This is a genomic window from Sphingomonas sp. Leaf23 (assembly GCF_001421585.1).
In the GTDB taxonomy this organism is placed as follows: Bacteria; Pseudomonadota; Alphaproteobacteria; order Sphingomonadales; family Sphingomonadaceae; genus Sphingomonas.
Map to the genome: position 1 here is coordinate 220,811 of NZ_LMKR01000001.1, position 12,418 is coordinate 233,228.

The 12,418-nt window shown below is 65.1% G+C and carries 10 protein-coding genes; 9 read left to right on the forward strand and 1 reads right to left on the reverse strand.

From position 1 onward, the window contains the following. The first annotated feature begins 16 nt into the window (after positions 1-16). The 5 genes from ASE67_RS01110 (at position 17) to ASE67_RS01130 (ending at position 3,114) form a co-directional block, all read left to right on the forward strand. A complete protein-coding gene (locus ASE67_RS01110; protein WP_055756012.1) occupies positions 17-709 on the forward strand; it encodes an energy transducer TonB in 693 nt (230 codons plus the stop codon). Between the two features lie 86 nt (positions 710-795). Continuing rightward, positions 796-1,590: a MotA/TolQ/ExbB proton channel family protein gene (locus ASE67_RS01115; RefSeq protein ID WP_055756014.1), complete on the forward strand. Its 795-nt coding sequence runs from the start codon at positions 796-798 to the stop codon at positions 1,588-1,590. Positions 1,591-1,665: 75 nt separating this feature from the next. Next, positions 1,666-2,151 carry an ExbD/TolR family protein gene (locus ASE67_RS01120; protein WP_055756016.1) on the forward strand — a complete coding sequence of 162 codons (486 nt, stop codon included), beginning with the start codon at positions 1,666-1,668 and terminating at the stop codon, positions 2,149-2,151. Between the two features lie 12 nt (positions 2,152-2,163). Beyond that, complete coding sequence (locus ASE67_RS01125; RefSeq protein ID WP_055756019.1) at positions 2,164-2,592, forward strand: ExbD/TolR family protein; 429 nt, start codon at positions 2,164-2,166, stop codon at positions 2,590-2,592. Positions 2,593-2,742: 150 nt separating this feature from the next. Further along, positions 2,743-3,114: a hypothetical protein gene (locus tag ASE67_RS01130; protein ID WP_055756021.1), complete on the forward strand. Its 372-nt coding sequence runs from the start codon at positions 2,743-2,745 to the stop codon at positions 3,112-3,114. 1,125 nt (positions 3,115-4,239) lie between these two features. Here the strand turns inward: ASE67_RS01130 and ASE67_RS01135 are convergent. Beyond that, positions 4,240-6,534 carry a glycoside hydrolase family 3 N-terminal domain-containing protein gene (locus tag ASE67_RS01135; protein ID WP_082456931.1) on the reverse strand — a complete coding sequence of 765 codons (2,295 nt, stop codon included), beginning with the start codon at positions 6,532-6,534 and terminating at the stop codon, positions 4,240-4,242. 272 nt (positions 6,535-6,806) lie between these two features. On the opposite strand from ASE67_RS01135, the gene ASE67_RS01140 reads away from it, so the two are divergent. From ASE67_RS01140 to ASE67_RS01155, 4 genes are all read left to right on the forward strand, one after another. Continuing rightward, positions 6,807-7,862 (forward strand): LacI family DNA-binding transcriptional regulator, encoded by a 1,056-nt coding sequence (locus tag ASE67_RS01140; protein WP_055756025.1) that lies wholly within the window; start codon positions 6,807-6,809, stop codon positions 7,860-7,862. A 134-nt stretch (positions 7,863-7,996) separates the two neighbouring features. Next, positions 7,997-9,406, forward strand: a complete 1,410-nt coding sequence (locus tag ASE67_RS01145) for a sugar porter family MFS transporter (RefSeq protein ID WP_082456874.1) — start codon at positions 7,997-7,999, stop codon at positions 9,404-9,406. Positions 9,407-9,463: 57 nt separating this feature from the next. After that, positions 9,464-11,245 (forward strand): IlvD/Edd family dehydratase, encoded by a 1,782-nt coding sequence (locus ASE67_RS01150; protein WP_268795340.1) that lies wholly within the window; start codon positions 9,464-9,466, stop codon positions 11,243-11,245. A gap of 12 nt (positions 11,246-11,257) precedes the next feature. After that, complete coding sequence (locus ASE67_RS01155; protein WP_055756028.1) at positions 11,258-12,397, forward strand: fumarylacetoacetate hydrolase family protein; 1,140 nt, start codon at positions 11,258-11,260, stop codon at positions 12,395-12,397. Positions 12,398-12,418 lie beyond the last annotated feature (21 nt).

Here is a 12,418-nt window from a genome sequence, read left to right on the forward strand (position 1 = left end):
GGAGTTTGGTTGCTGAATGGCTTACGCTGACCAAAAAGCAGGTAGTGGCCGGATCGTCGCGCTGATCATCGTGGGGATTCTCCACGTCGTGATCGGGTACGCGTTCATCTCCGGCCTTGCCTACAAATATGTGAAGAAGGCGGTTGAAGACACCGAGACGTTCGACGTCGAGGAACCGCCGCCCCCGCCCGAGGAGATTCCTCCTCCCCCGCCGCCGCCCGAACAGCCGCAGCCGCAATCGCCGCCGCCGGTCGTGACGCCGCCGCCGATCGTTCGCACACAGGCCCCGCCGCCTGTGGTGATTCAATCGGTGACGACGCCGCCTCCAGCTTACAACCCGATTCCGACCGCCGGCCCGCCCGCGCCGCCGGCACCGGTTGCACCACCGGCGCCGCCGGCACCGGTGGTCAGCAAGGCAGCAGGGGCAAAGGGCGATCCGGCGCAGTGGATCACCAACGACGACTATCCGCCCAGCGCGCTTAACAGCGGCGATGAGGGTGTGACGGGCATCGCTTGGGACATCAATGCGCAGGGTCGCGTCGAAAACTGCCGCGTGACGTCGTCGTCGGGCTCGGCTGCGCTCGATCGCGCCGCCTGCTCCGCGATCACCCGTCGCGGTCGGTACAGCCCGGCGCTCGATCAGTCCGGCAATGCGATCCGGTCGAGTTCGTCGCGTCGCGTTCGCTGGCAGCTGCCGGCCGATCGGTAAGACCGGGTACCTCGCGACCTTCGGGTCGCGGGGACGTCCGGGGCAATATTCTTCCAGAACATATCAGCTCTTAAGGAAACTATTCGATGTTGACCCCCATCCTTGCCGCCGGTGCGCCTGCCGGGGCTCCGAACTTCGGCTTCTACGAGGCACTGCAGCAGGGCGGCGCGATCGCGATCAGCACGCTGGCTATTCTCGTGATCATGTCGGTCGGTTCGTTCTACATCCTCTTCACCAAGCTGTTCGAACAGCAGAAGATCATGAACCAGGCGAAGCGCGTCCGCGCCCAGTTCTGGCAGTCGAACTCGCTGCGTGAAGGCGCCGCCAAGCTCGACAAGAACTCGGCCTATCGGCAGATCGTCGACGACGGCCTCGCGGCACAGGAACAGCACGGCAAGCTGACCGATCCGGTCGAAGCACACGACTGGCTGCACGGCTCGCTCGCCCGTTCGGAATCGGCCATCAACTCGAAGCTGAACAGCGGCCTGCCGTTCCTCGCGACCGTCGGCGCCACCTCGCCGTTCGTCGGTCTGTTCGGTACCGTGGTCGGCATCTACCGCGCGCTGGTGAAGATCGGTGCCGCCGGTCAGGCCGCCATTGGTGACGTCGCCGGTCCGGTCGGTGAAGCGCTCATCATGACCGCCATCGGTCTGGTCGTCGCGGTTCCCGCCGTTCTCGCCTACAACTGGCTGCAGAGCCGCAACAAGTCGATCCAGAAGGACCTGTCGTCGTTCTCGAACGACGTGCTTGGCTTCCTTGCTTCGAACGGTGCGGTTCGTCCGACCGTCGCTGCTCGTGGCCCGGCTCCGGTCGCCAAGCCGGCAGTCGGCAGCACCACCGCCGGCCAGGCTGGTGGCGTGCCGACCGCACCGCGCGTCTGATCTGACGGCGCTACACCGCCGGGCCCGTGATCGGGCCCGGCGGTTCGATTGAGTAGAAGTGGATAGGATAGCCTCATGGCGATGAGTGTTGGCGACGGCGGCGATGACGCCCCCCTCTCGGACATCAATACCACGCCGCTCGTTGACGTCATGCTCGTGCTGCTGATCATCTTCCTGATCGCGGTTCCGGTCGTGGTCCAGCAGGTGAGCGGCCTAAAGGTCCCGAAGGTCGTGTTCGAACCGACGACGACCAAGCCGGAAAACGTCTCGTTGTCGGTGCAGGGTCTCGATGGCCAGTGCGCGGTATACTGGGGTCTGACCCGCGTCACGGCGGACGAGCTGCGCGCTCGTGCGGTCAAGAAGCTGGAAGACGAAGTTGCCCGTCAGGGTGGCGTCGGCAACCCGAACCTCGAACTGCCCGAAGTGCATATCCGCGGCGACGTGAACACGCCGTATCGTTGCATTGGCGGCACGATCTACACGATGCAGGCGGCCGGGTTCACGAAGGTCGGGTTCATTTCGGAACCGGACCCGAACACCACGCCGCGCACGCGTCAATAGGAGTAGCCTGACATGGCAATGAGCAGTGGCGGTCGCGCAGACGACGAACCGATGATGGATATGAACACGACGCCGTTGATCGACGTGCTGCTCGTGCTGCTTATCATGTTCATCATCACCATTCCGATCCAGAGCCACGCGGTGAAGGTCGACCTTCCGCAGCCGGATAACCGGCCGCAGAACAACATCGACCCGCAAAAGAACAAGATCTCGATCAACGCGCAGGGGCAGACCCTCTGGAACGGTTCGCCGGTCGATGAGGTGACGCTGACCCAGTATCTGGATCAGACGGTGGCGATGAGCCCGCAGCCCGAACTGCACTTCCAGCCCGACGCGACTGCGCGGTACGAAGTGGTCGACGGCGTGCTGGCGATCATCAAGCGTGCCAACGTGACGAAGCTTGGCTTCGTCGGCAACGAGCAGTATCGCGGCGATTTCTGATCGCTGATCGCTCGGCCGGTCAAACGGCGGATCAAGGGGCGGCCTTCGGGTCGCCCTTTTTTGTGTCTGCGCGCGGGCAAGGCGCTTGTGCAACCGTCTTTAAAGTGAAACATTGATGTCATCACGATGTAACAAACAGGAGATGATGTCATGCGAATCGGAACGCGCGCACTGCTTGGCTCTGCGCTGGCGGTGATGGGGATCGCCACCAGCGCGAACGCCCAGGATGCTCAATATGCCCATGCCGCGATCAAGTCAGGCAATCTGCTTTCCGCCGAACGCACGCTCGAGCGCGAAACCCGCGCTGGAAGCCGCGAGCCGGAAGTGCTGCTGAACCTCGCTGCCGTTTACGCCATGACGCAGCGCCCGTCCGAAGCACGCGACCTGTATCAGCGCGTGCTGGACGCCAAGGACGCGTCGCTGGTGATGCCCTCCTCGCAGGTGGCGAGCTCGCATGACGTCGCCCGCCGCGGCCTACGCTTGCTCGACCAGCCGAGCTCGATGCAGCTGACCGCACGCTGATCTTCGGGTCGATCGATCCGGTTACTCGAAGGGAAGCCGGATCGATCGGGTGAATCAGTTGGTTGCGAATAATCCGGTCGCGTCTCCTGGCTCGGCACGCAATGCCGCTCTCGATGTCCGCTGCTTGGTTTGATACCTCCCTAATCCAGTAAGTTTTTGCAGCAGGGCCGGGCGAAAACGGGGATGTGGTTTGCGTTAGCATTCGGGCGGTAAAACGGCAGGATGTTCGGATGTGAGCAGGTGCCCGCCGGTGCAGATAATGACGAAGGCAGGAATGTCGCCGTCAACGCTGCCGACCTGACGGGCATTGATCGGCATGTGCGGCGAGGGGTTGTGGTGACAATGCTCTCGTTGTTGCCGTTGCCGACTCGCTGATCGCAGGAGATCGCGAAGCCGACGCATGAGCTTTTGCGCAGGTTGGCTGCGGCGCGGCCTACCAGTGAGTGTTTCCGGAATTTTTCCTAGGTGTCGCTGATCGCTTGATCTTTATTTGCGACCACGTCAGCCGTTCGCTGGCTCGGCCAACGCCTTGGGTCGTTGATGACTGGTCGGCGTTCAATATGCATGGCGCAAACGCCTGCACGAGCGCGATTTGGGTAAGTCGCTAAGTCCTCAGCACCGTCTGCCGCCTGCCCGCCGAGCATCATAAACGCTACGATAACTTGAGGGCGTATGCCCCAGTGGACGTAGAGGCCGGAGCGGTGGGTTGAGTTTGGCTAGGCTCGGAGCGCCGGCACGGTTTCCGCGCCTTGCGGGTCTGTCGCTGGTCCAAGCACGACGCGGTTCATGGCCGCGAGCACTCGCCAACTGCATCAAATCTGTTGAAGCGATGGCCGGTCGCCGCTGATACCAGTCAGTCTGGGTTGCCGTTCCCAAGGGCTAAAGCCTTTCTTCGCCATGGCTGGTCGCCATTCAGTTTGAGGCGGGCGCCAACAGAAAAAACCCAATGCCGTAGGGCAGAAGTCATTAGAATTTTGCTCGAGCGTCAGCGATCCGGAATTCCTTTGAGCGAGGAGAATAGCACGCTCCTCCGCGCCAGCGCTGCTCGTGGATCGCTTCCGGCCCGGCGGCACCGGCCGAACCGTCGCCCATCGTCGACGGTTCGGCTGTCGCAATCATGATCGGTCAGCGAACGGTCAAGGTCGCGGTCTTCAGCTGGGTCGAGCTGTTGCCCGCGCTGATCGTGAAGGTACCCGGCTCCACGACACGGTGCATGTCGACGTTCCAGAAGGCGAGATCGCTCGGCTTCACATCGAACGTCACTGTCCGGCGTTCGCCCGGTTGCAGCGTGACGCGCTGGAAATGCTTCAGTTCGAGCACTGGGCGCGTCACCGTCGCTTCATCATCGCGGACATACAGCTGGACGACCTCATCGCCGGCGCGGCGGCCGGTATTGGCAACATCGACCGACACACGGACGGTTTCGTCGCGGCCGATCGTTGTCTTGGCCAGCCGCGGCGCGCCGACGGTGAAGCTGGTATAGGACAGGCCATAGCCGAACGGGTATAACGGTGCCGTGCTGTCGAACAGATAGCCGCGCCGCGAGGTCGGCTTGTGGTTGTAGAAGATCGGCAGCTGTCCCTCGCTGCGCGGCACCGACACTGGCAGCTTGCCGCCGGGGTTGGCGCGGCCGAGGATTACATCTGCCACGGCATGGCCAGTTTCTTGACCCAGATACCACCCCTCGACGATCGCGGGGGCGGTCGTGTCGAGGTAGGTTGCGGCGAGCGGTCCGCCGTTCAGCAGAACCACCACCACCGGTTTGCCGGTCGCGAACAGGCGGCGGGCGAGTTCGTTCTGTTCGCCGATCAGGTCGAGCTTCTGCCGGTCGCCCAGATGGTTGTCGGCCCAGGCTTCGCGGCTGAGCTGTTCGTTTTGGCCCAGCACCAGCAGGATCGTGTCGGCCTGCGCGGCCTTGCGCACGGCTTCCTCGATCAGCGGGGCGTTTTCGGCGGCCGGGACCAGTTCCACCTTGTCAGCGGCCCATTGGCGGCTGCGGGTCAGGCGGACGCCTTCGGCATAGTCGACCGAGAAGCGGCCCTGCGCGGCCTGCTGCATCCCTTCCAGCACGCTGACGACGTGCTTGGGTACATCCGAATAGCCCCCGATCGGGGTGTCGCGGGCATGGGTACCGACGACCAGCATCTTGCCCACCCTGGCCGGGTCGAGCGGCAGGAGGTTGTTGTGGTTCTTGAGCAGCACCATCGATCGCACGGCGGCTTCGCGAGCGAGGGCGATCGCGTCCGGCGTGGCGGTCTTCGCCTCGGCGGTGCGGGCGTCGGCATAGGGGTTTTCGAACAACCCCATCTGGAACTTCATGGTCAGGATACGGCGGACGGCATTGTCGACCTGCGCCTGCGGCACCTGACCCGACTTCACCATCGCGGCGAGCGTCGACCAGCCCTCCGCATCGGGCAGCTCCATGTCGACCCCGGCGTCGAGCGCGCGGCGGCCGGCGGCGGCCATGTCGGTGCCATAGAGATGGTGGCGGGTATTGAGTTCCTTGATCGCGAAATAGTCGCTGACCACCGACCCCTTATACCCCCATTCGCGGCGCAGCACGTCGTCGAGCAGCCATTTGTTGGCATGGCTGGGGATGCCGTCGATCTCGTTATACGACGCCATCACCGCCTGCACCGGCAGTTCCTTTACCGCGCGTTCGAATGGCGGGAAGAAATTCTCGCGCAGCGTCCGTTCGGAGATGTTGGCCGGGCCGACATTGGTGCCGTTTTCGGGCTGGCCATGGCCGGTCATGTGCTTGAGCGTGACCATGACCTTGTCCGCCTTCAGCGGCAGGGTCGTGCCCTGGAACCCGCGGATCGCCGCCAGCCCCATCTCGCCGACCAGATGCGGGTCCTCGCCATAGGTTTCCTCGATCCGGCCCCAGCGCGGGTCGCGGGCGACGTCGACGACGGGGGCGAGCGCGAGGTTGGCCCCACGCGCGCGCATCTCCCGCGCGGCCACGCCGAATACGCGCTCGACCAGTGCCGGGTCCCAGCTCGATGCCAGCGCGATCGACTGCGGAAAGCTGGTCGCACCGCGCGCGACATAGCCGTGCAGCGCCTCTTCATGCATGATCATCGGGATGCCCAGCCGGGTCTGCTCGACGGCCCAGCGCTGCGCGGCGTTGATATAGTCGGCGGTTTCCTGCGCGGTGCGGTTGACCGCATCCGCGGCGACACCGGCGGCATTGTTGCTGACGGTCACACCGCGCTTGTCCGACGGACGGGTGATCTGTCCCAGGCCGTTGGGAAAGGCGCGGGCGGCCTTTGCCGCCGAGAAATTGCCCTGTGCGTCCTGAATGTCGCCCTTCTTCTCCCAGATGCCGATCATCTGGGCGACCTTTTCCTCCAGCGTCATGCGGCGCAGCAGGTCCTCGACACGCGCCTGCACCGGCTGCGATGCGTCCTTGTAGAGCATCTTGTCGGCGGCAGCGGGACGGGCAGGGCGGTTCTGTGCGATGACGGTGCCGGTGGCAGCGGTCGCCAGCAGGCAGGCGAGCGCAAGGCGAACGGGCTTGGACGCAAGGGTCACGATCTCTCTCCCATGACATTCGGCGTCCGGCCATGCCGTCACCGTATTTGGTAGCGCTATCAGCTATCGAGCCGGCCGCGATGCGTCAACCGATGGTCGCGATTTGCAATCGGCACGGCCGCGCCATAATCAGCGTCATGAAGGAGCCAACACTTTTCATGGATAAACCCAGTCGCCGCAGCGGGGGCAGCATCACGATACAGGATGTTGCGCGAACCGCCGGAGTTTCGGCGATGACCGTATCCCGAGTCGTGAATGGCGGGGCGAATGTCCGCCCGTCGACGCGCGAGGCGGTGTTGGCCGCGATCGACCAGCTGAACTATTCGCCGAACAGCGCCGCGCGCAGCCTGGCGGCGGGGGAGGCCGCGCAGATCGGTCTGCTCTATGCCAATCCGTCGATGGCTTATCTCTCGCAATTCCTGATCGGTGCGCTGGAAGGCGCGCGCAAGGTCGGCTGCCATCTGGTCCTCGAACCCTGTGACGGCGATAGCCCGGAGGCGCAGGCGGAGGGGGCGCGGCGCTTTGCATCGACGCCGGTGCAGGGCGTGATCCTGCCGCCGCCGTTGTCGGATGCGGCGCTGGTGCAGGACGAACTGGACGCGGCGGGTACGCCGTCGGTCGCGGTCGCGGTCGGCATGGCGCAGCCGGGGCGGGCTTCGGTGCGGATCGACGATTATGCGGCGGCAAAGGCGATGACCGAGCACCTGATCGGACTTGGCCATCGCCGGATCGGTTTCGTGCGCGGGAATCCCAATAACGGGGCGAGCGGCGAGCGCTGGCGCGGCTTCGTCGCGGCGGTCGAGGGGGCCGGACTGTCGCTGGCCGACATGCCGGTCGAACAGGGGCTGTTCACCTATCGATCGGGCATCGATGCGGCCGAGGGGCTGATCGACCGGCCCGACCGGCCGACCGCGATCTTTGCCAGCAACGACGACATGGCGGCGGCGGCGATTAGCGTGGCGCATCGGCGCGGGTTGCACGTGCCCGAGGATCTGAGCATCGTCGGGTTCGACGACACGTCGCTTGCCACGACGACCTGGCCGGAGATCACGACGATCCGGCAACCAATCGCGACGATGGCCGAGGCGGCGGTCGAGATGTTGCTGGCGCGGATTCGCGACCGTCGCGCTGGCGTCGACGATGGCGAGAATGAGGATCGGGTGCTGGACCACGAGCTGGTCGTGCGCGAATCATCGGGGCCTGCGCCCCGCTAAGGATGGGCCACGCCCGCGCATCGTCGCAATCGACGCGACGGGTTGCTCGCGGCGCTTGCAATTATCATAATAATTCGCCACCGTTACCGCTAACACGCCGTCATGCGCGGCAGTGAGACTGGGAGTGGATGGGGATGACAGAGGCGAGCGGGGAGCGCGTGAACATCGCGCTTGTCATCGCCATCGTCGCGGTGGCGACGATTGGCGGTTTGCTGTTCGGATATGACAGCGGTGCGGTGAACGGGACCCAGGAAGGGCTGAAGACCGCCTTTGGCCTGAGCGAAGCGGGATTGGGCTTCACGGTCGGCTCGCTGCTGATCGGCTGCTTCGTCGGCGCGTTCCTGGCGGGGAAGCTGGCCGATGCGATGGGCCGCCGCAAGGTGATGATGCTCGCCGCCGTGCTGTTCCTGATCGGTGCGCTGGTGCAAGGGTTCAGCCATGTCCAGCTGCTGTTCGTCGTGGCGCGCTTCATGGGCGGCATGGCGGTCGGTGCGGCATCGGTGCTGTCGCCCGCCTATATCTCCGAAGTCGCCCCGGCGAACATTCGCGGGCGGATGACCACCATCCAGCAGATCATGATCATCACCGGCCTGACCGCCGCGTTCGTCGTGAACTATTACCTCGCCGCAGCGGCCGGTGCCTCCACCTCGATCTGGTGGGGCGGCTATGAGGCGTGGCGCTGGATGTACTGGATGCAGGCGATTCCGGCCGCCGTGTTCCTGGTTGCGCTGCTCTTCATTCCGGAAAGCCCACGCTATCTGGTGCAGAAGGGGCGGATCGACGAAGCGCGCATCGTGCTGACCCGGCTGTTCGGCCCGGCGGCGGCCGCTGCCAAGGTGCGCGACATCGAGGCGTCGTTCAGCAAGGACCACAAGCCGTCGCTGCGCGACATCATGGACCCGGTGAAGGGCGGCATTCGCCCGATCGTCTGGGCCGGCCTCGTGCTGGCGGTGTTCCAGCAGCTGGTCGGCATCAACGTCATTTTCTATTATGGCGCGACGCTGTGGCAGCTGGCAGGCTTTACCGAAGGCCAGTCGCTCCAGATCAATATATTGTCGGGCGTCGTGTCGATCGCGGCGTGCTTCGTCACCATCGCGCTGGTCGACAAGATCGGTCGCAAGCCGCTGTTGCTGATCGGGTCGGCGGGCATGGCGGTGACGCTGTGGGCGCTGGTCTATTGCTTCCACAACGGCACGCTGGATGCGGCGGGCAAGCTGCAGCTGTCGGCCGATCTCGGCACCGTCGCGCTGATCGCGGCCAATCTGTACGTCGTGTTCTTCAACGTCAGCTGGGGCCCGATCATGTGGGTCATGCTGGGCGAGATGTTCCCGAACCAGATGCGCGGTTCGGCGCTGGCGATCTGCGGCTTTGCCCAGTGGTTCGCCAACTATCTGATCGCGCAGAGCTTTCCGATCATGGCATCGGCGCTGGGCCTGACCGTCACCTACAGCTTCTATGGCGCCTGTGCCGTCATCAGCTTCTTCCTCGTCCAGAAGTTCATTCATGAGACGAAGGGCAAGGAGCTGGAGGACATGCAGGGCTGATCCCGGCCCCCGCCCGTTTCGCGACGGGCGGGGCTTTTTTCATCTGATCGAGTGGACATGATGACCCGCACTCCCGCCCGCCCGTTTCGTTCGCGCGAATGGTTCGCTGCGCCCGGCCGCCTCGACATGGCCGCGCTCTACCTCGAACGGTTCATGAACTACGGCATCACGCCCAAGGAACTGACCAGCGGGCGGCCAATCATCGGCATTGCCCAGTCGGGGTCGGACCTGACGCCGTGCAACCGCATCCACCTGGAGACGGTCAAGCGGGTGAAGGCCGGGATCGAGGCGGCGGGCGGTATTCCGATGGAATTCCCGACCCATCCGATCTTCGAGAATTGCCGCCGCCCGACCGCGGCGATCGACCGGAACCTCGCCTATCTCGGGCTGGTCGAAATTCTGAACGGCTATCCGATCGATGCCGTCGTGCTGACGACCGGTTGCGACAAGACTACGCCGTCGGCGCTGATGGCGGCGTCGACCGTCGATATTCCGGCGATCGTGCTGTCGGGTGGGCCGATGCTGGATGGCTGGCACGACAATGAACTCGTCGGGTCGGGCACGGTGATCTGGCGGTCGCGGCGCAAGCTGGCGGCGGGCGAGATCACCGAAGAGGAGTTTCTGGAGGCGGCGACCGCATCGGCACCGTCGGCCGGGCATTGCAACACGATGGGCACCGCGTCGACGATGAACGCCATCGCCGAGGGGCTGGGCATGTCGCTGCCCGGTTGTGCGGCGATCCCCGCACCGTACCGCGAGCGGGGCCAGATCGCGTACGAGACCGGCAAGCGTATCGTCGAGATGGCCTATGACGACCTGCGTCCGTCGAAAATCCTGACGCGCCAGTCGTTCCTCAACGCGATCGCGCTGATCACCGCGATCGGTGGGTCCTCGAACGCGCATCCGCATTTGCACGCCATGGCGCGTCATGCCGAGATCGAGCTGAAGCCGTCCGACTGGATGGAGTTCGGCTATGACCTGCCGTTGCTGGTCGATGTGCAGCCGGCCGGGCGGTTCCTCGGGGAACGCTTCCACCGCGCGGGCGGGGTGCCGGCGGTGCTGAGCGAGTTGATCGCGGCAGGGAAGGTCGACGGCAACGTCGCGACGGTGACCGGGAAGACGCTGGGCGAGAATGTCGCCAGCCGCGTCGTGACCGATCGCGAGGTCATCCGTCCCTATGATCAGCCGCTGAAGGAACAGGCCGGGTTCCTGGTCCTGTCGGGCAATTTGTTCGACGTGGCGATCATGAAGACCAGCGTGATCGGCCCCGATTTCCGCGCGCGCTATCTGTCGCAGCCGGGCAACGAAGGCTGTTTCGAGGGGCGGGCGATCGTGTTCGACGGGTCGGACGACTATCATCACCGCATCGACGATCCGGCGCTCGACATCGACGAGAACTGCATCCTCGTCATTCGCGGCGCGGGGGTGATCGGCTGGCCGGGGTCGGCCGAGGTCACCAACATGCAGCCGCCCGCGGCGTTGCTGCAGCGGGGCATCCAGAGCCTGCCGACGATCGGTGACGGGCGGCAGTCGGGGACGTCGGACAGCCCGTCGATCCTGAATGCCTCGCCCGAAAGCGCGGTCGGCGGGGGGCTGGCGTGGCTGCGCACCGGCGACACGATCCGCATCGACCTGAACCATGGTCGCTGCGACATGTTGGTGGACGATGCGGAAATCGCCCGGCGCAAGGGCGAGGGCATTCCGCCCGTGCCGCCCAGCCAGACGCCGTGGGAAGAAATCTACCGCGAGAAGGTCGGCCAGCTGGGTGACGGCGGCGTCCTCGATCTCGCGCTCAACTATCGCCGGACGTCGGAGACGACGCCGCGCCACAATCACTAAGGGGTGGAGGACATGAAGACCGAACATGCCGCGCGGATGCTGCCGGCGGATCACGACAGGGCGCTGCTGGTCGGCCGGATGCAACTGCCCGACGGGCCGACGCCGGTGGTGCTGAAGGGCGGCAAGGTCATCGACGTGTCGGCGCATGCCGCGACCGTCGCCGACCTGCTGGAACGCAGCGACGTGGCGACGCTCGACGGACCGGTCGTCTGCGATGTGGCGGCGCTGGCCGACCCGAATGGCGCGCATCCGCCGATCCTGTCGCCGATCGACCTGCAATGCGTGAAGGCGGCAGGCGTGACCTTCGCCGTGTCGGCGCTGGAACGTGTGATCGAGGAACGCGCGCGCGGCGATGCCGATGCGGCGCAGGGCATTCGCGGCGATCTGGAAGCGCGCATCGGTGGTGGCATTCGTTCGGTGAAGCCGGGATCGGCCGAAGCCGCCGAGCTGAAGGCCGCGCTGATCGAGGCGGGAATGTGGTCGCAATATCTGGAGGTCGCGATCGGCCCGGATGCGGAGGTGTTCACCAAGGCGCCGGTGCTGTCGACGATCGGCTGGGGTGGCGAGGTCGGCATCCGGTCGGATTCGTCGTGGAACAACCCCGAGCCGGAAATCGTCATCGTCGCCACTAGCGACGGCAAGGCGGTCGGCGCGACGCTCGGCAACGACGTCAACCTGCGCGATTTCGAAGGGCGTTCGGCGCTGCTGCTCGGCAAGGCGAAGGATAACAACGCCTCTACGGGCATCGGGCCGTTCATCCGCCTGTTTGATGGTGACTTCACCATGGACACGGTGCGCGATGCCGTGGTCGACCTGCGCATCGATGGTCCGGAAGGCTATGTCCTGACCGGCACCAGCACCATGCGCGAGATCAGCCGCGATCCGGAGGATCTGGTGCGCCAGGCGCTGTCCGAACATCAATATCCCGACGGCTTCGTCCTGTTCCTCGGCACGCTGTTCGCGCCGGTGCAGGATCGCGACGAACCCGGCCGTGGCTTTACCCACAAGCCGGGCGATGTGGTACGCATTTCCACCCCCTCGCTGGGTGAGCTGGCCAACACTGTTACCACGTCGAAGGCGGCCGAGCCCTGGGGCTTCGGCATTCGCGATTTGATGCGCAACCTTGCGCGCCGCGGCCTGATCGCCGCCTGAACCCTCTCTGCTGGAAACTCC

Excerpts from the sequence above, each read along its gene's own strand:
- ASE67_RS01110 (WP_055756012.1), top strand. The coding sequence starts at position 17 with ATGGCTTACGCTGACCAAAAAGCAGGTAGTGGCCGGATCGTCGCGCTG.
- ASE67_RS01115 (WP_055756014.1), top strand. The coding sequence starts at position 796 with ATGTTGACCCCCATCCTTGCCGCCGGTGCGCCTGCCGGGGCTCCGAAC.
- ASE67_RS01120 (WP_055756016.1), top strand. The coding sequence starts at position 1,666 with ATGGCGATGAGTGTTGGCGACGGCGGCGATGACGCCCCCCTCTCGGAC.
- ASE67_RS01125 (WP_055756019.1), top strand. The coding sequence starts at position 2,164 with ATGGCAATGAGCAGTGGCGGTCGCGCAGACGACGAACCGATGATGGAT.
- ASE67_RS01130 (WP_055756021.1), top strand. The coding sequence starts at position 2,743 with ATGCGAATCGGAACGCGCGCACTGCTTGGCTCTGCGCTGGCGGTGATG.
- ASE67_RS01135 (WP_082456931.1), bottom strand. The coding sequence starts at position 6,534 with ATGCTCTACAAGGACGCATCGCAGCCGGTGCAGGCGCGTGTCGAGGAC.
- ASE67_RS01140 (WP_055756025.1), top strand. The coding sequence starts at position 6,807 with ATGGATAAACCCAGTCGCCGCAGCGGGGGCAGCATCACGATACAGGAT.
- ASE67_RS01145 (WP_082456874.1), top strand. The coding sequence starts at position 7,997 with ATGACAGAGGCGAGCGGGGAGCGCGTGAACATCGCGCTTGTCATCGCC.
- ASE67_RS01150 (WP_268795340.1), top strand. The coding sequence starts at position 9,464 with ATGATGACCCGCACTCCCGCCCGCCCGTTTCGTTCGCGCGAATGGTTC.
- ASE67_RS01155 (WP_055756028.1), top strand. The coding sequence starts at position 11,258 with ATGAAGACCGAACATGCCGCGCGGATGCTGCCGGCGGATCACGACAGG.